The sequence below is a fragment of the Lysobacter enzymogenes genome (genome assembly GCF_017355525.1).
GTDB classification, from domain to species: domain Bacteria; phylum Pseudomonadota; class Gammaproteobacteria; order Xanthomonadales; family Xanthomonadaceae; genus Lysobacter; species Lysobacter enzymogenes_C.
The window spans coordinates 213148-234440 of the sequence record NZ_CP067395.1 but is presented as its reverse complement, the minus strand read 5'-3'; the positions used below and the strand labels follow the sequence as shown (position 1 = coordinate 234440).

Genomic DNA, 21293 nt, shown 5'->3' with positions numbered 1-21293 from the left:
TCGTATGATCGTCGGCATCGACCTGGGCACCACTCATTCGCTGATCGGCGTGTACGGGGCCGACGGCCCGCGCCTGATCCGCAACGCCCTGGGCGCGCTGCTGACGCCCTCGGCGGTCAGCGTGGACGAGGACGACCGCGTCATCGTCGGCCAGGCCGCGCGCGAGCGCCTGGTCTCGCACCCGCGCCAGAGCGTGGCCGCGTTCAAGCGCTGGATGGGCAGCGACCGGGTCACCGCGCTGGGCTCGCACCGGTTCCGTCCGGAGGAGCTGTCGGCGCTGGTGCTCAAGTCGCTGATCGCCGACGCCGAGGCCGACCTCGGCGAGCGCGTGGCCGAGGCGGTCATCAGCGTGCCGGCCTATTTCTCCGACAGCCAGCGCAAGGCCACGCGCATCGCCGGCGAACTGGCCGGGATCAAGGTCGAGCGGCTGATCAACGAGCCGACCGCCGCGGCCCTGGCCTACGGCCTGCAACAGAGCGACGACGGCGGCCGCTACCTGATCTTCGACCTCGGCGGCGGCACCTTCGACGTATCGATCCTGGAGCTGTTCGACGGGATCATGGAAGTGCACGCCAGCGCCGGCGACAACTTCCTCGGCGGCGAGGATTTCTCGCGCGCCCTGCTCGACGGCTTCCTGCGCGAACACGGCCTGTCGGCCAGCGCGCTGCCGCTCGGCGAACTGGCGGTGCTGGAGCGGCGCATCGAGGCGTTCAAGCAGCAGCTCGCCAGCGGCGGCGAGGCCGCGCTCGAACTCACCCTGTCCGGCCAGGCGCGCAGCTGGCGCCTGGACGAGGACGGCTTCGCCCGCCTGTGCGAACCGCTGGTGCAGCGCCTGCGCGCGCCGCTGGAACGGGCGATGCGCGACGCCAAGCTGGCGCCGGGGCAGCTCGACCAGATCGTCCTGGTCGGCGGCGCCTCGCGCATGCCGCTGTGCGCCAAGCTGGTCTCGCGCATGTTCGGCCGGCTGCCGCTGCGCCACCTCAACCCGGACGAGGCGATCGCCCACGGCGCCTGCGTCGCAGCCGGGATGAAGGCGCGCAACCAGGCGCTGGAAGAAGTGGTGCTGACCGACGTGTGCCCGCACAGCCTCGGCGTGAGCACCGGCCAGGAAGTCGACGGGCGCTTCGTCAACGGCCTGTTCTCGCCGATCATCCACCGCAACAGCACCGTGCCGGTGAGCCGGATCGAGCGCTACTACCCGGTGCGCGACCAGCAGCGCAAGGTCGAGCTGGAGATCTACCAGGGCGAAAGCCCGCGGGTGGAGAACAACGTGCGGCTCGGCGCGATCACCATCGAGCTGCCGGCCAAGGCGCGCCACGACAATCCCATCGATGTGCGCTTCACCTACGACATCAACGGCCTGCTCCAGGTCGAGGCCGAGGCGGTCGCCAGCGGCTTCAAGCACGAGGTGGTGCTGGAGAAGAATCCCGGCGTGCTGAGTCCCGAGCAGATCCGCGAGCGCCTGCAGGCGCTGGCGGCGCTGAAGGTGCACCCGCGCGAGCATCAGGAGAACGTCGCGCTGATCGCGCGCGCCGAGCGTCTGTATGAAGAACTGCTGTGGGCGCGCGAGCAGGTGCAGACGGCGCTGGTCCGTTTCCGCGGCGTGCTGGATCTGCAGGACGACGCGATGATCGCCGAGCACCGCCGCGACTTCGCCCACTTCCTCGACGCGGTCGAGGCGCAGGCCGGCGGCGTATGAACCCGTTCGCCGCGCTGGGCCTGTCCGCCGACGCGGACGAGGCGCAGATCAAGCGCGCCTACGCCAGGCTGCTGCGCGCGAACCGGCCCGACGACGATCCGGCCGGGTTCCAGCGTTTGAACGAGGCGTATCAGCAATGCCTGGAATGGGCGCGGCGGCGCGTTGCGGCCGAGGTCGCGATGGCGACGGACGCCTTCGAAGACGAGGACGACGCAGAAGACGACGACGCGCTCGCGCAAGGCATGCGCATGCCGCCGGCGCCGCGGCCGGCGCCGATTCCGCTCGCGCCCGCCGGCGGCTCGACCGCGCCGACGCCGCCCGCCGCGCCGCTGCCGTCCGCACCGCCCGCACCCAGGGCGCCGTTCGTGGCGCCGCCGGCGCCGGCGCAACCCTCGCCGCCGAGCGCGCCTGCCGCTGCGTCCGTGCCGGTCGCGCCGAGCGCTCCCGCGGCGCCGGTCCCGGTGCCGCCGCCTGCGCCCGCCGCGCCGAAGCCGCCGAGCGCGTCCGCGGGCGCCGCCGCGCAGGCCGCGCCGGCGAACATTGCCGAGGCGCCTGAAGCCGAATTCGACGCCAGACACTTCCTCGACGAGCTCTACCGCCACGCCGAAACCGGCAGCGTCGCCGGGCTCGAGCGCTGGCTGGTCAAGCACCCGGCGCTGTACCAGCTCGAGCGCAAGCACGCGCTGGCGCCGGCGCTGATCGCCCACCTGAGCGCGCGCGCGCCGCTGTACCTGCCGCAACTGGACGCGCTGCTGCGCTTTTTCGACCTGGACACCGTGCACGCGCATTCGGCCGGGCTGCAGGCGCGCATCGTCGAACTGCGCGCGCGTGCGCGCCGCAGCGGCGCGGACCTGAGCGGCGTCCAGTTCGGCTCCGCGCGCGGGCGCAGCCAGCCCGGCCTGTTTCCCGAACGCGGGCTGCGCCTGCGAACGGTGGTGCTGGTGATGCTGTCGCTCGGCGTGATCGGCGCGATGCTGCAGTACCTGATGGGACCGGGACAGCCGTGACGCCGTTCCAGCGCCTGGGCCTCGCGCCGGACAGCGACGAACGCGCGATCAAGCGCGCGTATGCGCGCGAGCTCAAGCGCTGCCGGCCGGACGACGATCCGGAGGGATTCCAGGCGCTGCAGGAGGCCTATCGCGAGTGCCTGCACCACGCCGCACGACTGCGGATCGTCGGGGCGGGCGACATCGACGTCGACAACTGCACCATCGCGCTCGGAGAGGACGGCCCGGCGGTGTTCCCCGCCGCGCCCGGCGACGAAGGCGCTGAGGTCGATGTGCCCGACCAGCCCGACGCTGCTTCCGACTCGGACATCGCCCGTCCGTTTTCGCCCCCGTCTTCCCCAGCTTCCCACGCGGCCTCAGACGGCAGGTTCGCGCCGCTCTCCGCGCAGCGCTTCGACGCCGACGCGTTCATGCACGAGTTGCTGCAGCGCGCGCGAGAGACTTCGCCTGAGCAGCTTGAGAATTGGCTGCAAAACCTGAAGCCGCTGTATTCACTCGAACTTAAATACGCACTGCGCGAACCGTTGGCGCAGACGCTGGCCCAGATCGAGCCGCGGTTGCCGCCGAACGTGCTGCGCATGGTGTTCGCCTTCTTCGCCCTCGACCAAGTCGGCGCGCGCGACGCGCAGTTGCTGGAGTACACCCGTCGCGCCCAAGCTCGCGCCGACGGCGCGCAGGAGTACGAGCGCATCCTTGCCCAATATCAGCCGCCGCAAGGAACCTCGCTCGATTTGATGCTGCTGCGCGAATTGCACGGGCCGCGCTCGTGGTGGCGACGATTGACGATCGCGTTGTTTCCCGGCCAGCCCGGACGCGCCGCAAGACTGGCGATGAACTTGCTGCGCGCAGATCGCGATCGCGCCGCACAGCAGTTGGACCACGAAAGCGTCGAGCTATGGCAACGCGCTGCCGACCCGACCCGGATCGCGTTGCCGCGCCTGATCGTGGTATTGCTGCGGATGCTGCTCTATCCCCTGCCGCTGCTGGGCCCGATCTCGCTCGACAGGGCCAAAGGGTCGCCGGATGGACTGCTGACGATCTGCCTGACACTGGCTGCGCTGTGGCTGCTGGGCTCGACGATCCGCATGCTGTGGCTGCGCTGGCTGATCGCTCTCCAGCGCGGCCAGGTCGTGCCGGTCTGGCGCGATGCGCCGCTGCAATTGTTTGTCGGCTTCGCCATCGCCAGCCTCGCGCTGTTGCCGGTCTCGACCGGTTTCGCCGCCCTGACCACGGTCGGCGCCGGTTGGATATGGCTGATTGCGCGCGGCCGCGAGCGCGTCCCCCGGACCCTGGCTGCGCACGTCGCGGGCCTCCTGCTGGCGATGTGCGTTCCGCAACTGTTCGGCGCTGCTTTCGCTTTGCCGGAGCGGCCCTCGCCGCAAACCTGGCTGACAGGCCTGCAAAGCGACCCGAGCGGCCGCATCGGCTGGGTGCCGCCGTGCTTGCTGTTCGCTGCGGCCACGCCGGTGCTGCAGGATCTGTGGCGCGCCGGACGCGAACGCATCGATTTGGTTTACGCGCGAGAAATGGCGGCGCGGCCGTGGGCGCTGCTGGCCGCGGCCGGGCTTGCCCTGGCCGCGTGCATCGCCATCGTCACAGGAACGGCGCTCGCATGACGCCGTTCCAGCGCCTGGGCCTCGCGCCGGACAGCGACGAACGCGCGATCAAGCGCGCGTATGCGCGCGAGCTCAAGCGCTGCCGGCCGGACGACGATCCGGAGGGGTTCCAGGCGCTCAACGAGACTTACCAGCAATGCCTGCACATCGCGGCGCAACGCGCGTTCGCGCTCGCTGTCGCGCAGGACGAGGAAGGCGACGGCGCTGGCGCGCAGGCCGACGCAGCGGCGCAAGCGATGCCTCGTCCTGCCGCGCCTGCGCCGCCCTCGCCGCCCGCAGCGCCCACGCGCGCAGCCGTGCCCGCAGGCGACGCCCCGCGGCCTCGGCCCGCGACCGAGCCGCAGCCCGAACCGCGCCACGAACCGCAACACGCCGACGAGCCGGAACCGCAGCCGCGCTACTTCGACCTGCGCGCCTTCCTGACCGAACTGTTCGACTTCGCCCAGCGCCGCCTCGCCGTCGACCTGCAACGCTGGCTGCGCGATTGCGAACCGCTGTACTCGCTGGAACTCAAGCACGCGCTGCGCGCGCCGGTCGCGCATGCGCTGGCCGAATGCGAGCCGCCGCTGGCGCCGGCGGCGACCGACGCGATCGCCGAATACTTCGATCTGGGCGCGCTGTACGATCCCGACCCGCGCCTGCGCCACTGGCTCGCGGTCGCCACCGACCGCGGCGCGCGCAGCGTCGCGTTCGAGCGCATCCTCGGCGAGTACCGCAACGCCCACGACCGGCTGGTCGACCGCTGGCTGTTCGGCGAACTGCAACGGCCGGCGTTCTGGCCGCGGCGCGCGCTGATCGCGCTGATCCCGACGCTGCCGAGCCGCCTGCGCGGCCTGTTGCTGCGCCTGCAACGGGTCGGCCCGGAGTGGCTGGGGCAGCGCCTGAACCCCGGCGCGGTCGGCTTCTGGCTGCGCGCCTGCGATCCCGAGCGCCTGGACCCGCGCCGCATCGCCATCGCCGCCGCGCGCATTCCGCTGTATTACCTGGCCACGGTCTGGTTCGTCTCGATGCTGATGGGCTTCGACCCGGCGCCGCGCGAGAACGCCGCGCGCAACATCGGCCTGATCTTCGCCGGCTGGGCCGCCGCGGCGCTGGCCTGGATCGGGCTGTGCCGCGCGCAGCGCTGGATGGCCCAGCGCATGCGCTGGGATCCGCTCAGCGCGTACACCTTGGTCCTGCTCGCCGCGTGCGCGGCCGGCGCGTACTGGCTGCCGTTCCAGGCCACGTTGATCGCCGGCATCGTCGGCTTCGTGCAGGCGCGTTCGCGCGCCACGCCGGTGCCGGCGGTGATCTGCCTGCTGACCGCCACGCTCGCCGCGCTGGCGGCGACGCCGCCGTCCGCGCTGGCCTACGACGCGGCGGTGCCGTTGGTCGCCGTCGCCGCCGCGGCGGTGCTGCCGCTGCACGACTTCGCCCTGGCCCGCCGTTTCGGCGTGACGCTGGCCGAGATCCGCGCCGGCGCCGGCAAGCTCTGGCGTTTGGCCCAGATCCTGGCGGCGGTGGCCGTGGCCGGTTACCTGTTGCACTGAGCCGAGCCGACATGACCCCGCACGAACGCCTGGGCCTGGAGCAAGACGCCGACGAGCGCGCGATCAAGCGCGCCTACGCGCGGGCGCTGCGCGAGACCCGCCCGGACGAGGACGCGCAGGGCTTCCAGACCTTGCACGAGGCGTATCAGGCCGCGCTGTCGATGCTGCGCCAGGCCGAGTACGAGCGCTGGCTGCAGCAGCGCGAGGCCGAACAGGCGCAGGACGAAAACGCCGAGGCCGGCGCCGACGCTTCGCCGCCGCCGCCGACGCCGCCCGCCGGCGCCGCGGGAAGCCATGCCGATGCGCCGCCGGCCGCCGCACCCGCCGACGCGGCCTCGACCAACGACAGCGACGAAGACGACGACCGCATCGAACTGTCGATCGACCAGATCGGCAACGCCGTCATCGTCGGCGCCCTGCGCCTGTCGCCGGCCGACTACGAAGCGTGGCTGCGCGAATTCCCGCCGCTGTACTCGCTCTACGTCAAGGACGTGATCGCGCCGCAATTGCCGCGCGCGCTGGCGCAGGCGCCGCAACTGCCCAGCGCGCAGTTGGAAGCGATCGCGCGCTTCTTCGACCTGGACACGCTCGGCACGCTCGACACCGAAGGGCATTGGCTGCTGCACCGCCTGCGCCGGCGCAGCGGCGTCGATTTCGACGCGTTCCTGGCCGAACTGCGCGAGCGCTGCGCGCACCGCAATCCGGAATCGCTGCGCAACTGGCTGATGTATCGGGAAGAAGTGCGCGACCCGGACCTGCGCGACTATGTCGGCGCGCTGCTGTACCGCGAGCTGGAGGCCGCCCGCGGCGCCTCGACGCTGCCGCCCGAAGCCATGCAACTGGTCGGCGAATTCTTCGCTTATCCCGAAAACGACCCGCTGCGCCTGCGCAACAACGCGTTGTGGGCGCTGACGCACGAAGACGCGCGCGCGTTCGGGCATCCCTCGCCGAAGGTGGTGGAGGAACTCAAGCGGCCGTACTCGTCGTGGCGCGCGCTGCGCGTGGCGACGCTGCAAGCCGAACTCTCGCTCGCCGTCGCCCGTCTCGGCGGCCAGTTGCGCCAGGCTTGCGGCGAACTGCCGGCGTCGATCGATCCGCGCCAATACCTGTTCCATGCGCGCCTGGCCTATCGCGGCTACTGGGGGCTGTGGCGCTGGGCGATCTATCTGTTGCGCACCGCGCTGGTGCTGCTGCCGCTGTGCTGGTTCATGGATCCGGTCCGGGCCGCGTCCTACGCCGGCGGCGTGCTGCTGGCGCAGGTCGGCTGGCTGGCCTACGACAGCGTGCTCGGCCACGGCCCGGCGCCGCCGCGGCCGATCCGGCCCGCCGCAAGCGAGCCGGATCCGGGCGGCGCCGGCGACCCGGCCTGAGCGTTTCCGCTGCGCCCGACCGCCGGCCCCGGCCGGCCGCCGCGGCCTGATCCGATGCGACCGTGCCGCCGCGCGCCGCATTCATCGATCTGAAATGTTTCTTAATCACTGTCGTGCGTGCGCGCGTTCTCGCGCGCGCCGCGAACGCGCGCACGCAGGCGCCGCAAGGCCGCGCGCGAGGGGTCGAAACTGAATCCGCACAGGCCTTCACAGCCGCTGCGAAACGGTGAGATTCGTCACAGTGGGCGCTTCGTATCAGCGTGTTAGGCTCCAAAGTTCACGCGTGTCATCACCTGATCCCCCGACCTGAGGAACACCGCGTCATGGCCATTTTCAACCAGCCCGCACCGCCCAAGCGCGACACTCCGCTGCCGCCGCTGCAGCCGGAAACCGCCCTCAAGAAGGAGCCCGACGCGGCCACCGAATTCAGCTTCGGCCAGCCCAGCGCGCCGGCGCCCGCGCCGATCAGCGCGCCGCCGCCGCAGCAGGCCGCGCCGCAGCGTCAGGCCGAGCCGCGCGAGACGGTCAAGGAATCGCTGATCGCCGCCGACCTGACCATCGAAGGCAAGATCCACGGCGCCGGCCACATCCGCATCGCCGGCCGCTTCAAGGGCGACGTGCAGGTCGACGGCGACCTCACCGTCGAACTCGGCGCCAAGGTCAACGGCGGCGTGCGCGCGCGCAAGGTCGTGATCGCCGGGGAACTGGAAGGCAATATCGATTCGGCCCAGCGCGTGGAACTGCTGGAAACCGGCGTGGTGGTCGGCGACGTCAAGGCCGGCAACGTCACCGTCGCCGCCGGCGCGCGCGTGCGCGGCCAGGTCGAGTTCGGTTGGGAAGACAGCGGCAAGGCGGTCGCGCGCAACGACAAGAGCGACAAGTCCGACAACGGCAAGTCCGACAAGAACGCCAAGGCGGAGACCGGCGCCGACTCATGAGCGCGCAACGCCAGGGCATGCCCGGGGCGACGCGCGTTTGTCCGCATTGCAAGGCGACGATCCTGGAATCGGCCAGCGTGTGCCCGGCCTGCCGGCACCACCTGCGCTTCGATTCCGACGCCAACGCGCTGGCGGCGAAACGGTTTTCGCCGCTCAGCGTAGAGGGCACCATCCGCCACCCGCCCAGCGACGGCGCGTGGGAATACTCGATGGTGCTGTCGATCAAGAACGACCGCGGCGAGGAGATCACCCGCCAGGTCGTCGGCGTGGGCGCGCTGTTTTCGGGGGAGGAGCGCACCTTCACGCTCTCGGTCGAAGCGTTCGAAGCGGTCGGCTACAAGGCCGCCGGCAAGGGCCGGCTGCGCCGCTGAGCGGCGGCGCGCCGGTGTCACAGGAAAGGATCCCGCCGATGTCGGAACCCGCATCGTTGTACGCCCGTTTCACCCTCAGCCACGAGCAGTACCAAGCCTTCATGAGCTCCGCGCCGGCGCGTCCGGCCGGGTTCGACGATTGGCAGCCCTGGTTCGACCGCCAGCAGATGAGCGGCGGCAACCGGGTGCCGCCGGAAATCCTCGCCGACCTCGACGCGGCCAGCGTGGCCGAGGTCGTCAAGGCCTGGCGCGAGGACGCCTGGACCGGCACCCCGCCGGTCGAGTACGACGAGATCCGGCGCACCTTGCGCATCGCCATGCTGCAGGCGTCGGAGAACTATCACGAGATGCTGCGCCTGCTGACGCCGCTGCGCGGCGCGGCGCGCTTCAACGACCCGGACGCCGACGACTTCGTGGTGATCCTGGATTTCCTCTGGGGCGAGGAGGAGATCAACGCTTGTCTGCGGTTCGGCGACGGCGCCAGCCGGTTCGAGGAGAGCTGCGCGCCGGAGCATCTGGACGAGGCGCGGGCGTATCTGCAGGAGGCTTGGGATTATTTGCAGAACCGTGCGGGGTAGGCACGGTTCGTCGCAGTTGAGTTGTCGCGGTCGCGGCTTGCGCCGCTCCTACAGGTGGGCCATGCGGCCACGCGGCTGCGGTAACCCCCGCCGCGCGCGACTCAATCCGACGGCCCGCAGCTGTCGCAACCGGCGCAATTCGGACCGCCCGCGCGCGCCGGCGGCGCGATGCGCTTGCCGAGCGCGCGCATCCACGCCGGACGGCCGTCGCGCACCAGCGGCAGCGCGCAGGCGATGCGCAGGCGGCGCACGCCGCCGGGGAACTGCTTGCGCGCGACCACGACCGCGCTGACCAGCACCGCGATCGCGATCACCACGTATTGCGCGAACAGTCCGGCGCTCATCTCATTCTCCTCAGCCCGCGCCCAACGCGACCGCGATCTGGTAGGTCAGGAACGAAGCCAGATACGCCAGCGCGAAAAGATAACCGGCGCTGATCGCCACCTGCTTCCACGAACCGGTCTCGCGCCGGATCGTGGCCAGGGTCGAGATGCACTGCGGCGCGTAGATGAACCACACCAGCAGCGACAGCGCGGTCGCCAGCGACCAGGTGTCGGTGATGATCGGGGTCAGCGCCTGCGCGGCCGCGTCGTCGTCGGCCGCCGACAGCGCGTACACCGTCGCCAGCGACGCCACCGCGACTTCGCGCGCGGCCAGGCCCGGGATCAGCGCGATGCAGATCTGCCAGTTGAAGCCGATCGGCGCGAACACCGCCGACAGCGCGTGGCCGATGCGGCCGGCGAAGCTGTAGTCGATCGCCGGCTGGGTCGCGCCTTCCGGCGCGCCGGGGAACGACAGCAGGAACCACAGCAGCACGGTCAGCGCCAGGATGATGCCGCCGACCCGGCGCAGGAAGATCCACGCGCGCTCCCACAGGCCGATGGCCAGATCGCGCAGGTGCGGAATGCGGTAGGACGGCAGCTCCAGCAGCAGCGGATGCTCGCTCTTGTCGCGGCGCCACTTCTTCATCACCCACGACACCATCAGCGCGCTGACGATGCCGGCCATGTACAGGCCGAACAGCACCAGCCCCTGCAGGTTGAACGCGCCCCAGACCTTCTGCTGCGGAATGAACGCGCCGATCAGCAGCGCGTACACCGGCAGGCGCGCCGAACAGGTCATCAACGGCGCGACGATGATCGTGGCGAGGCGGTCGCGCGGGTCCTGGATCGAGCGCGTGGCCATGATCCCGGGAATCGCACAGGCGAAGCTCGACAGCAGCGGAATGAACGAGCGCCCGGACAGGCCGGCGCCGGCCATCATCTTGTCGAGCAGGAACGCCGCGCGCGGCAGGTAGCCCGATTCCTCCAGCGCCAGGATGAAGGCGAACAGGATCAGGATCTGCGGCAGGAACACCACCACGCCGCCGAGGCCGGCGATGATGCCGTCGACCAGCAGGCTGCGCAGCGGCCCGTCGGGCAGCAGTTCGCCGACGTGCGCGCCGACCCAGGCGGTGCCCGCCTCGATCGCATCCATCAGCGGCGTGGCCCAGGCGTACACCGCCTGGAAGATCAGGAACATCACTACCGCCAGCGACAGCAGGCCAAGCACCGGGTGCAGCAGCCAGCGGTCGAGCGCGTCGTCGATCTTGGCGGTGCGGGTCGGCATGGTCACCGTCAGCGCGAGCAGGCGCCGGGTTTCCGCGTGCAGGTCGGCGCCTTCGGCCAGGCGCGCGCGCGGCTCGTGCGGTGCGGCGGCGACTTGATCGAGCGTCGCCACCAGTTCGCGCGCGCCGCCGCGCTTGACCGCGACCGTCGCCACCACCGGCACGCCGAGCTCGCTTTCCAGCGCGGCCAGATCGATGCCGATGCCGCGGCGCTTGGCCGCGTCCATCATGTTGACCGCGACGATCATCGGCCGGCCGAGCTCGCGCAGTTCCAGCACGAAGCGCAGGTGCAGGCGCAGGTTGGTCGCATCGACCACGCACAGCAGCACGTCGGGGGCCGGCTCGCCGGGGTAGAAACCGCGCAGCACGTCGCGGGTCACCGCTTCGTCGAGGCTGGCGGCGCTGAGGCTGTAGGCGCCGGGCAGGTCGAGCACGGCGTAGTGCCGGCCCGACGGCGCGTGCAGCCGGCCTTCCTTGCGCTCCACGGTCACGCCGGCGTAGTTGGCGACCTTCTGCCGGCTGCCGGTCAGCAGGTTGAACAGCGCGGTCTTGCCGCAGTTCGGATTGCCGACCAGGGCGACGCGCAGGTTGGCGCCGGCGGCTTCGCGCGGCGCGCTCATCGCGGGGGCGGCGGCGCTCATGCCGCGCTCTCCGTGGCGCCGTTCTCCGCGCCGTCGTTGCGCAACAGCGCGACGCGCACCCGCGCCGCCTCGCTGCGGCGCAGGGCGAAACGGGTGTAGCCGACCTGCACCAGCAGCGGTTCGGCGGCGACCGGGCCGGCGGCCATCACTTCCACCCGCTCGCCGGCGACGAAGCCGAGTTCGCGCAGGCGTCTTGCGATGGTGTCGTTTGGTGCTTGGTCATCGACGGTCTCGACCGTCGCCGCGGTACGGTGCGGCAATTCGGACAGCTTCAATGGGGAGGCTTCCACGAGTCGGTGGCGTCCCAAATGGGAATTGTTCTCATTCTAGCACCGACCGCCGTACAGGGGCGGAGGGAGCAAGCTGAACGGTATCATTCGGCCAACTCCCACAAACTCCCCCGACCCGATGAACCACCCGCTGCTGAGCCTGCGCGACGGTCCGATCGCCCGTCTGCGCCTGAACCGTCCCGAGCTGCACAACGCCTTCGACGCGGTGCTGATCGCCGCGCTGACCGGCGCGCTGGAAGCCGCCGGCGCCGATCCCGGCGTGCGGGTGGTGGTGATCGAGGGCGAAGGCGCCTCGTTCTCGGCCGGCGCCGACCTGAACTGGATGCGCGGCATGGCCGCGGCCGGCGAAGCCGAGAACCGCGAAGACGCGCTGGCGCTGGCACGGCTGATGCGCACGCTCAACGAACTGCCCAAGCCGACCCTGGCCCGCGTCCACGGCGCGGCCTTCGGCGGCGGCGTCGGCCTGGTGGCCTGCTGCGACATCGCCATCGGCGTGCCGGAGGCCAAGTTCGGCCTGACCGAGAGCAAGCTCGGCTTATTGCCGGCGGTGATCTCGCCGTACGTGATCGAAGCCATCGGCGCGCGCCAGGCGCGGCGCTGGTTCGCGACCGCGGAGATTTTCGACGCGACCGTGGCCCAGAGCATCGGCCTGCTGCATCAAGTGGTGCCGGCCGAATCGCTGGACGCCGCGGTCGCGCGCCAGACCGGCCTGCTGCTCAAGGCCGGCCCGCATGCGGCGGCCACCGCCAAGACCCTGGTCCGGCGCGTCGCGGGCGAGCGCGACGGCGGCAAGCTCGACGACGACAACGCGGCGTTGATCGCGGGGTTGCGGGTTTCGGCGGAAGGCCAGGAAGGGTTGTCGGCGTTCTTGGGCAAGCGCTCGCCGTCGTGGACGGTGTGAGTGCGTTTGTGCGGCGTCGGCGTATGTGATGCGCAGGCGGCGAGCGACGACGGGCGCGTGAGGCGTTCGGCGTCGTTGTGTTGGAGCGGTCGCGACTTGCGTCGCTCCTACAGTCGGATACGAACCTGTTTCGGAACTCGCAACGACGAGTGAGGACAAGCCAAGATCCAGAGCTTCCGTCCGCAAGCGGCCGGGTCACTTTCTTTGTCTTGCCAAAGAAAGTAACCAAAGAAAGGCGCTTTCCTTGTTTTCGAATCAAGAGCCACTAAGGTTCGGTGCTTGCGCAGGGATGCGGGACAAGGGCCATCCTGGCCCGGTCCCGCACGCGCGCATCCATGCGCGCGCCCTTCGGGTCTACGGTTGCCTGTGGCGAGTTCGCAGCGACGGGGGGAGCGAAAAGCTAAGGGCAAAGGCGAAACAGGTCGCGGGTTTTACCGGAGTGACGAACCTAAAGATGCTTCACGCCGCAAGCACTCCCCGCCCTACCCCAGCACTGCACCGTATGGCACCGCAAACACACCGCCAGACGCTGTAACCGGGCGCCCCGTCGCGCAACCGCCGCACCCAGGCTTCGCCATCAGGCGACAGCCGCCTCCGCATCGGCCAAAATCCCCAGGTTCGCGCCGGCCCGCCGCCGCGGCCGTCCGCCTTCCCTTCACGCGCGTCCGCGCGCCACCGACCTGCGAAGTGCCCATGTTCGAGAAGATCCTGATCGCCAATCGCGGCGAAATCGCCTGCCGGGTGATCCGCACCTGCCGCACGCTCGGCATCCGCACCGTCGCGGTCTATTCCGAAGCCGACGCCGACGCCCAGCACGTGCGCCAGGCCGACGAGGCCTATCCCATCGGCGGCCCGCGTCCGGCCGACAGCTATCTGCGCGGCGATGCGATCATCGAAGTCGCGCTGCGCAGCGGCGCGCAGGCGATCCATCCGGGCTACGGCTTCCTCAGCGAGAACGCCGATTTCGCCGACGCGGTCGAAGCCGCCGGCATCGCCTTCATCGGCCCCAAGGCCGCCTCGATGCGCAAGATGGGCAGCAAGGCCGGGGCCAAGGAACTGATGCAGGCCGCCGGCGTGCCGGTCGTGCCCGGCTACACCGGCGAAGACCAGGACCCGGCCCGGCTGCAACGCGAAGCCGACGCGATCGGTTACCCGCTGATGATCAAGGCCGCGCACGGCGGCGGCGGCAAGGGCATGCGCATCGTGCGCGCGTCGGCCGAGTTCGCCGCCAATCTGGAAAGCTGCCAGCGCGAAGCGCGCAACGCCTTCGGCCGCGACCGGGTGCTGCTGGAACGCTACGTCGAGCGCCCGCGCCATATCGAAATCCAGATCTTCGGCGACAGCGCCGGCCAGGTGATCCACCTCAACGAGCGCGAATGCTCGGCCCAGCGCCGCTACCAGAAGGTGCTGGAGGAATCGCCCTCGCCGTTCCTGACCCCCGAGCTGCGCGCGCAGATGGGCGCCGCCGCGGTCCAGGCCGGCCACGCCATCGATTACGTCAACGCCGGCACCGTCGAGTTCATCGTCGGTCAGGACGGCGGTTTCTACTTCATGGAAATCAACACCCGCTTGCAGGTCGAGCACCCGGTCACCGAACTCGTCACCGGCCTGGACCTGGTCGAATGGCAGCTGCGCGTCGCCGCCGGCGAAGCGCTGCCGCTGGCGCAGGAACAGATCGTCCAGCGCGGCCACGCGATCGAAGTGCGGCTGTACGCCGAAGACCCGGAAGCCGGCTTCCTGCCCGGCTCGGGCAAGCTCGAACGCCTGCGCCTGCCGGCCGCCGACGCGCACGTGCGCCTGGATTCGGGCGTGGTCGAAGGCGACACGGTGACGATCTTCTACGACCCGATGATCGCCAAGCTGATCGTCTCCGACGCCGACCGCCCGCGCGCGCTGGCGCGGCTGCGCGCGGCGCTGGCGCACAGCGACATCGCCGGGCCGAAGTCGAACATCGAATTCCTCGAACGGCTCGCGCGGCATCCGGCGGTGGTCGAGGGCACCATCGACACCGGCTATCTCGACCGCCACCTCGAGGAATTCATGCCGGCCGCGCAGGCCGACCAGGCCGCCGACGCCGACCTGCTGGCCGGCGCGGCGGTCGCGGAACTGCTGGCGCAGGAACGCCGCACGCGCGAAGACGCCGCCGCATCCACCGACCCGACCTCGCCCTGGGCCATCGCCGACGGCTGGCGCCTGGGCCACGGCGGCCGCCGCAGCCTCGCCTTCCTGCGCCGCGAGCAGCGCCTGGAACTGTCGGCGCAGGGCAGTGGCGGCGATTACCGCATCGACGGCATCCACCGCATCGACGGCAGCGACGGCAGCGGCAGCGGCGAAACCGCGGTCGAAGTGCGCGGCGCGCGCTTGGCCGGCGACGAGCTGAGCCTGCGCATCGACGGCCGCGCGCGCCGCCTGCGCACCCTCGGCGACGGCGCGCGCGTGGTCGTGCACGACGGCGAGCGCCGCCTGCGCCTGGACGCGGTGCCGGTGTACCGCCACGAAAGCGGCGCCGCCGGCGGGTCCGGCCACAGCGTCAACGCGCCGATGCCGGGCCGGGTGGTGGTGGTCAAGGCCGCCCCAGGCGACGCGGTCGAAGCCGGCCAGGAAGTGATGGTGATCGAGGCGATGAAGATGGAGCTGAGCCTGAAGGCCCCGCGCGCCGGCACCGTCGCCGAAATCCGCGCCGCCGCCGGCGACTTCGTCGAGGCCGATGCGGTGCTGGTGACCCTGGAAAGCGCGTGACGGCCGCCTGAACCCGGGGGGCGCGGCCGACACGTCGCCGCGACCCTGGGCGCGCAACGCTGTGTCGCCGCGTCCGCTGCGCGCTTGCCGCGGCCGGTAGCCGCCGCCATTTCACGTTCACCCCGTTGGACGCTCTTCCTGCGCGAGTCGCCCGCCATGAACCTGCTCAAGCACACCGCGTTCCAAGCCGCACTGCGCCCGGCCCTGGCCGTCGCGCTGGCGGCCGGCCTGTCCGCCTGCGTCGCCTTCGAGCGCGCGCCGGTCGCCGAGCTGAGCTGCGACCCGGACCTCGCCGGCGCCTGGACGGTCAAGGCCGGCGGCAACGCGCACAAGACCGTACACGTCGACGCCCGCTGCCGCAGCGAGGATTGGCCCGGCATGGGCGACAAGCCGACCACGCTGGAGCTGACCGGCTTCGTCGTCGGCCAGGACCGCTACATCGTGCTCACGCCCGAGCAGGCCCAGCGCGCGATCGGCGCCGACACCGGCAGCCTGACCGCCACCGCGCCCAAGGATTCGGTGTTCCTGGTGCTGTACCGCATCAACGCGCGCGGCAGCCTGGACGCCTGGTTGCCCGACTCGCAGCGCGCGCTCGCCGCGATCGCCCGCGGCGAGCTCGCCGGGCGCAAACTCGACGAACGTTTCGCCCTGGTCCAGGGCACGCCCGAGCAGTTGCGCGATACCCTCGCGCAACGCCTGAATCTCTTGTACGACACCGACAGAAAGGCCATGGTGTTCGAACGCGCCAAGGCCGCCCGCCAGGATTCCCGATGAACCAGCCGAGCCCCCTCCCGCATCAGCCCGCGTCCGTGCGCATCGTCGAAGTCGGCCCGCGCGACGGGTTGCAGAACGAAAAGGCGCAGATCGCCACCGCCGACAAGATCGCCCTGATCGACCGCCTCTCGGCGACCGGCCTGCGCAGCATCGAAGCGACCAGCTTCGTCAGCCCCAAGTGGGTGCCGCAGTTGGCCGACGCCGCCGACGTGTTCGCCGGCATCCATCGCAAGCCCGGTGTGCATTACCCGGTGCTGGTGCCGAACGAACAGGGCTACGAGCGCGCGCGCGCGGTCGGGGTCGAGGAAATCGCGGTGTTCACCGCCGCCTCGGAAGCCTTCAACCGCACCAACATCAACGCCTCCATCGACGAATCGCTGGCGCGCTTCGCGCCGGTGATGGCGCGCGCCAAGGCCGACGGCGTGGCCGTGCGCGGCTACGTCTCGACCGTGCTCGGCTGCCCTTACCAGGGCGAGGTGCCGCTCAACGACGTGGTGCGGGTCGCGCGCGCCCTGCACGAGATGGGCTGCTACGAGATCTCGCTCGGCGACACCATCGGCGTCGGCACCCCGGGCAAGGCCCGCGCGATGTTCAAGGCGGTCGCCGCCGAAGTGCCGGTGGCGGCGCTGGCCGTGCATTTCCACGACACCTACGGCCAGGCGCTGTCGAACATCCTGGCGTGCCTGGAAGAAGGCGTGGCGGTCGTCGACTCGGCGGTGTCCGGCGCCGGCGGCTGCCCCTACGCCAAGGGCGCCAGCGGCAACGTCGCCAGCGAGGACGTGGTCTACATGCTGCACGGCCTCGGCATCCGCACCGGCGTCGACCTCGACGCGCTGGCCGACACCGGCCGCTGGCTGGCCGCCCTGCTCGGCCGCGAGACCGGCAGCAAGGTCGGCAAGGCGCTGGCCGCGGCGTGAAGCCCGAACCGCCCGCGCCCGCCGGTACGGCCGCCTGCGCCGCTGCGGATGCGGCGCCGCAGGCGGGCGCGGCCGACGCGCTGGCTGCGCTGGACGCGGCCCTGCGCGACCCGCAACTGCCCGCGCACCTGCGCGACGGGCTCGAACGCGCCGCCGACGCGCTGCGCCGCGAGCGCGACGGCGCGGCCCTGATCCGCGAAGCCTTCGACGCGATTCCCGACTTGGTCACCGTGCTCGACGAAGACGGCACCGTGGTCGAGATCAACCGCCACGGCATGCGCGCGCACCGGCGCCTGCGCGAGGACATCGTCGGCCAGCCGATCCACGTGCTCAACCCGGAACTGCCCGCGGACCACCTGGCGCCGGTGTGGGAAAGCCTCAACCGCGGCGACAGCTACATCATCGAAGTCACCAACAAGCGCGGCGACGGCACCCGCTTCCCGGTCGAAGTGCATTCGGCCGGCTTCGTCCACGACGGCGCGCGCCGGATCATCGCGGTCGCGCGCGACCTCAGCAGCCGCGAGGAGAACGAGCTGCGCTTCCGCGAACTGGTCGAATCCATCGACCGCGGCCTGATCGTGCAGGACGACGCGCTGCGCATCGTCTACGCCAACAGCGCGGCGATGCGCCTGCTGTCGCTGCACAGCGGCGAGAGCATCGCCGACGAACTGCGCTCGGGCGACTGGATGGTGGTCGACGAACACGGCCACGAGCTGGCGCCGGAACGCTACCCCTCGCGCGTCGCCCTGGACACCGGCGCGGTCGTCGCCAGCACCGTGCTCGGGCTCTACCACCGCGTGCGCCGCGAACTGATCTGGCTGGCGATCACCGCGGTGCCGCAGTTCCCGCCCGGCGGCGACCGCCCGCATCAGGTGTTCGCGCTGTTCTCCAACATCACCGTGCTCAAGCGCGACAGCGCCCTGTTCGACCGCGCCCAGGCCCTGGCCCAGATCGGCGGCTGGGAATGGGACGCCGGCCGCGACCGGCTCTACCTCACCTTCGAAGCCCAGCGCATCCTCGGCCGCGAACCCGCGCCGACCAAGATCGAGGAACTGATCGGCTGCCTGCAGCCGCTGGACCGCCACCGCCTGCGCAACGCGCTCGAACGCACCCTCGCCGGCGGCCGCAGCCTGGACCTGGAACTGCAGGGCCTGCGCGCCGACGGCAGCGCGTTCTGGGTGCGCGCGATCGCCGACGCCGGCCTCGGCGACGTGGTCCGCCAGGTGCTGACCGGAACGCTGCAAGACATCACCGAACGCAAGCTCGAAGAAGATCAGTTGCGGATCCAGGCGCGCAGCGACCCGCTGACCGGCCTGCTCAACCGCGACGCGGTGCAGGACGAACTGGAGCGGCGCCTGGACGCGTTCCCGCACGCGCCGCTCGGCGTGCTCTACATCGACCTGGACCGCTTCAAGGTGGTCAACGACATCCTCGGCCACGCCGCCGGCGACCGCCTGCTGGCCTCGGCCGCGCGGCGCATCCGCCACGCGGTCGGCGACCGCGCCCAGATCGCCCGCTTCGGCGGCGACGAATTCCTGGTGGTGTGCTCGCTCGACGGCGATCCGACCTGCGCCGAGCGCCTCGCCGACGCGATCCTGGAAGTCTTCGGCGACACCTTCCGCGTCGACGGCGAGGAATTCACCATCACCGCCAGCATCGGCATCGCCCAGTCGCCGCTCGACGGCCGCACCGCGCAGCAGCTGATCCAGAGCGCCGACGTGGCCATGTACGACAGCAAGCGCCGCGGCCGCAACAGCTGGCAGGCGTTCACCCCGGAACTGGCCGAGCAGCAGCTGCACCGCCTGCAGCTGGAAACCCATCTGCGCCGCGCCGTGCACAACGACGAGTTCCATCTGGTCTACCAGCCGCAGGTGAACCTGCACGACGGCCGCGTGGTCGCCGCCGAAGCGCTGATCCGCTGGCGCAACCGCTCGCTCGGCGAAATGAGCCCGGACCGCTTCATCGACCACGCCGAAACCACCGGCGACATCGTCGGCATCGGCGGCTGGGTGCTGCACGAAGCCTGCCGCCAGCTGCGCCAGTGGCGCGACCAGGGCCTGGGCATCGAACGCGTCGCGGTCAACGTCTCGTACCGCCAGTTCCTCGGCGACGACCTCGGCCACACCGTCGCCGCCGCGCTGGCCGAACACGGCCTGCCCGGCAGCGCGCTGGAACTGGAATTCACCGAGCGCGTGCTGATCGAGGACGCGCCCGACACCGTGCGCACCTTCGCCCGCCTGCGCGAACTCGGGGTCAGCCTGTCGATCGACGACTTCGGCGAAGGCTACAGCGCGCTGAACTACATCCGCCGCCTGCCGATCCACGGGCTCAAGCTCAGCCAGTTGTTCGTCCAGGGCGTGCCCGACAACCAGTCCGATGTGGCGGTCTGCCAGGCGGTGACCGGCATCGCCCGCAGCCTCGGCCTCGGCCTGGTCGCCGAAGGCGTGGAAACCCAGCGCCAGCGCGCGTTCCTGCGCGAGCTCGGCGTACTGATCGGCCAGGGCTTTTTGTTCGCGCCCGGATTGGCGCCGGACGAATTGCGCGACTACTGCCTCGCGCAGTCCGCCCACTGACCGCGCAAGCTCGTTTCAAACTGTAGGAGCGGCGCAAGCCGCGACCGCGAAACCTCGCTTGCGTCGCAAGCCGGAGGTCGCGGTCGCGGCTCGCGCCGCTCCTACAGTCGGGCTTCCATCGTCGCGACGACGAAGGCCTCAAGCCGCCAGATGCGCCGCCTCGCGCGTCCCGCCCGCCATCATCCCGGCGATCTCCTTGACCAGCTTCGCCGCGACCAGCGCGGTCGCGTTGCCGATATCGCAACGCGGGTTGTACTCGACCACATCGGCCGCCACCAACGGCGCGCCGAGCCCCTGGATCAGCCCGATCACCTGCCGCGGCGTCACCCCGCCCGGTTCGCGGTGCGACACGCCCGGCGCATACGCCGGGTCCAGCGCATCCAGGTCGAGCGACAGGTACACCGGCGTGTCGATCTTCAGCCGCAGTTCGCCGGTCCATTGCGCCGCGCTGACCGTCTCCACGCCGAAGCGGCGGAACTGCGCGCGGTGCTCGGCGCTGGTCGCGCGCAGCCCGACCTGGATCAGGCGGTCGGCCAGCCCTTCTTCCATGATCCGCGCGAACGGCGAGGCGTGCGAACGCGGATTGCCCTGGTAAGCGTCGTAGAGATCCGGATGCGCGTCGACATGCACGATGGTCAGGCGCGGATGACGCCGCCGCACCGCGCGCAGGATCGGATGGGTCACCGCATGATCGCCGCCGAGCGAGATCAGCGGATGCCCGGGTTCCAGCGCGCGCGCCACCGCGGTTTCGATCGCCAGCCACGGATCGAGCCCGGCCTCGAACGCCACATCGCCGTTGTCGATCCAGCGGCCCGGCACCGACAGATCCACGCCGCTTTCGCTGCACTGCGCATAGGCGTCGGAAAACAGCTCGCGCCGGATCGCCGCCGGCGCGTCGGCCGGGCCGCGCAGGTAGGAAGAATTCTCGTCGTTGGGAACGCCCAACAGCGCGATCGGAGTCATCGCGAAATCCTGGTGTCGATGAAAGGTTCGGGGTCGAAAATGCGGTACGCCAGCGGCCGCGGCGGCGCGCCGCCGTTGCAGGTCGCGGCCGGGCACGCGGACACCGCGACGGCCAGGTCCATGTCGGCGCGCAGTTCGATCCAGTCGCCGGCGCGCGAGCGCGGCGGCCGGATCGTCAGCCGGCCGTCGGCGCCGAGGTCGGCGTGCATGAACAGATTGAACGGCGTCGGCAGCGGCTCCGGCGCCAGCCCCAGCGAACGCAGCGCCGCGCACAGGTTGTCGCGGCAGTTGCGCGGCTCGCCTTCGATGCCCCGGCCTTCAAGGCCGTACTGCAGGCGATACATCGGCGCGCTGCACGCCGCGTGCAGGAAATCGTGGCGGCCGACGCGGTCGTCGAGAATCGTCAGCATGCGCCGGCTATGGTCCGACCACAGCGCATCGCCGCGGCCGAGCAGCACGGTGCCGGCGTAGTCGAAGGTGCAGCCGTTGCTGAGCCGTTCGCGGCCGTCGGCCGAGTACGCCATCAGGTCGCCGCTCTGGCCGCCGTGCGGGTCGTAGACGCGCAGGCGCTGGCCCGCGCGCAGGCGCAGCGCGACCGCGCCGGCGGCGGGGATTGGCGTCGCGGCCGCGGCGGGCGCGGCCGCAACGGGAGGCATCGGAGGCATGGGCGAGTCCTGGCGGGTCGCTGCGGCCCGCCCCAAGCGGCCCGCCTCAGTCCGACCCGGCGCCGACCTTAGCCGCCCCGATTTCGCAGGTCCACTTCACGAAGCTAAGGATCGCT

General features: G+C 71.1%; 18 protein-coding genes. 13 read left to right on the top strand and 5 right to left on the bottom strand.

Features of this window, described 5'->3' with window-relative positions:
• The first annotated feature begins 4 nt into the window (after positions 1–4).
• From JHW38_RS01235 to JHW38_RS01200, 8 genes are all read left to right on the top strand, one after another.
• Positions 5–1699, top strand: coding sequence for a molecular chaperone HscC (locus tag JHW38_RS01235; protein WP_207524227.1), 1695 nt, complete (start codon positions 5–7; stop codon positions 1697–1699).
• The gene (locus JHW38_RS01230) at positions 1696–2706 is read left to right on the top strand and encodes a J domain-containing protein (protein WP_207524226.1); all 1011 of its coding nucleotides are present in this window, start codon (positions 1696–1698) and stop codon (positions 2704–2706) included. The genes JHW38_RS01235 and JHW38_RS01230 overlap by 4 nt, the downstream gene beginning before the upstream one ends.
• Entirely contained in the window at positions 2703–4322 is a 1620-nt protein-coding gene (locus JHW38_RS25355; RefSeq protein WP_242691123.1) for a hypothetical protein, read from the top strand. Before JHW38_RS01230 ends, JHW38_RS25355 begins: the two co-directional genes overlap by 4 nt.
• Positions 4319–5851, top strand: coding sequence for a hypothetical protein (locus tag JHW38_RS25350; protein WP_242691122.1), 1533 nt, complete (start codon positions 4319–4321; stop codon positions 5849–5851). The genes JHW38_RS25355 and JHW38_RS25350 overlap by 4 nt, the downstream gene beginning before the upstream one ends.
• 11 nt (positions 5852–5862) lie before the next feature.
• Positions 5863–7221, top strand: coding sequence for a J domain-containing protein (locus JHW38_RS25345; RefSeq protein WP_242691120.1), 1359 nt, complete (start codon positions 5863–5865; stop codon positions 7219–7221).
• Positions 7222–7544: 323 nt separating this feature from the next.
• Positions 7545–8159: a bactofilin family protein gene (locus tag JHW38_RS01210; RefSeq protein ID WP_207524225.1), complete on the top strand. Its 615-nt coding sequence runs from the start codon at positions 7545–7547 to the stop codon at positions 8157–8159.
• Positions 8156–8530: a hypothetical protein gene (locus JHW38_RS01205; protein WP_207524224.1), complete on the top strand. Its 375-nt coding sequence runs from the start codon at positions 8156–8158 to the stop codon at positions 8528–8530. Before JHW38_RS01210 ends, JHW38_RS01205 begins: the two co-directional genes overlap by 4 nt.
• Positions 8531–8568: 38 nt before the next feature.
• Positions 8569–9108, top strand: coding sequence for a hypothetical protein (locus JHW38_RS01200; RefSeq protein WP_207524223.1), 540 nt, complete (start codon positions 8569–8571; stop codon positions 9106–9108).
• A gap of 101 nt (positions 9109–9209) precedes the next feature.
• Here the strand turns inward: JHW38_RS01200 and JHW38_RS01195 are convergent, their stop codons facing one another.
• The 3 genes from JHW38_RS01195 to JHW38_RS01185 are packed head-to-tail and all read right to left on the bottom strand — an operon-like array spanning position 9210 to position 11630.
• Positions 9210–9452 (bottom strand): DUF6587 family protein, encoded by a 243-nt coding sequence (locus JHW38_RS01195; RefSeq protein ID WP_207524222.1) that lies wholly within the window; start codon positions 9450–9452, stop codon positions 9210–9212.
• Between the two features lie 10 nt (positions 9453–9462).
• Positions 9463–11334 (bottom strand): ferrous iron transport protein B, encoded by a 1872-nt coding sequence (gene feoB / locus JHW38_RS01190; RefSeq protein ID WP_207526207.1) that lies wholly within the window; start codon positions 11332–11334, stop codon positions 9463–9465.
• 17 nt (positions 11335–11351) lie between these two features.
• On the bottom strand, positions 11352–11630 hold the full coding sequence (locus tag JHW38_RS01185) for a FeoA family protein (protein ID WP_207524221.1): 279 nt from the start codon (positions 11628–11630) through the stop codon (positions 11352–11354).
• 133 nt (positions 11631–11763) lie between these two features.
• Between JHW38_RS01185 and JHW38_RS01180 the strand changes: the two genes are divergently transcribed.
• The 5 genes from JHW38_RS01180 to JHW38_RS01160 all read left to right on the top strand — a co-directional run bounded on the left by JHW38_RS01180 (position 11764) and on the right by JHW38_RS01160 (position 19549).
• Complete coding sequence (locus tag JHW38_RS01180; RefSeq protein ID WP_207524220.1) at positions 11764–12546, top strand: enoyl-CoA hydratase-related protein; 783 nt, start codon at positions 11764–11766, stop codon at positions 12544–12546.
• 693 nt (positions 12547–13239) lie between these two features.
• Complete coding sequence (locus JHW38_RS01175) at positions 13240–15285, top strand: acetyl-CoA carboxylase biotin carboxylase subunit (protein ID WP_207524219.1); 2046 nt, start codon at positions 13240–13242, stop codon at positions 15283–15285.
• A 156-nt stretch (positions 15286–15441) separates the two neighbouring features.
• Positions 15442–16059: a hypothetical protein gene (locus tag JHW38_RS01170; protein ID WP_207524218.1), complete on the top strand. Its 618-nt coding sequence runs from the start codon at positions 15442–15444 to the stop codon at positions 16057–16059.
• Entirely contained in the window at positions 16056–16976 is a 921-nt protein-coding gene (locus JHW38_RS01165) for a hydroxymethylglutaryl-CoA lyase (RefSeq protein ID WP_207524217.1), read from the top strand. Before JHW38_RS01170 ends, JHW38_RS01165 begins: the two co-directional genes overlap by 4 nt.
• Positions 16973–19549 (top strand): sensor domain-containing protein, encoded by a 2577-nt coding sequence (locus JHW38_RS01160; protein ID WP_242691119.1) that lies wholly within the window; start codon positions 16973–16975, stop codon positions 19547–19549. The genes JHW38_RS01165 and JHW38_RS01160 overlap by 4 nt, the downstream gene beginning before the upstream one ends.
• Before the next feature lie 138 nt (positions 19550–19687).
• On the opposite strand, the gene JHW38_RS01155 is transcribed toward JHW38_RS01160, so the two are convergent.
• Both JHW38_RS01155 and JHW38_RS01150 read right to left on the bottom strand, forming a co-directional pair.
• Entirely contained in the window at positions 19688–20512 is an 825-nt protein-coding gene (locus tag JHW38_RS01155) for an agmatinase family protein (protein WP_207524216.1), read from the bottom strand.
• Positions 20509–21177 (bottom strand): DUF1989 domain-containing protein, encoded by a 669-nt coding sequence (locus tag JHW38_RS01150; RefSeq protein ID WP_207524215.1) that lies wholly within the window; start codon positions 21175–21177, stop codon positions 20509–20511. Before JHW38_RS01150 ends, JHW38_RS01155 begins: the two co-directional genes overlap by 4 nt.
• Between the last annotated feature and the right edge of the window lie 116 nt (positions 21178–21293).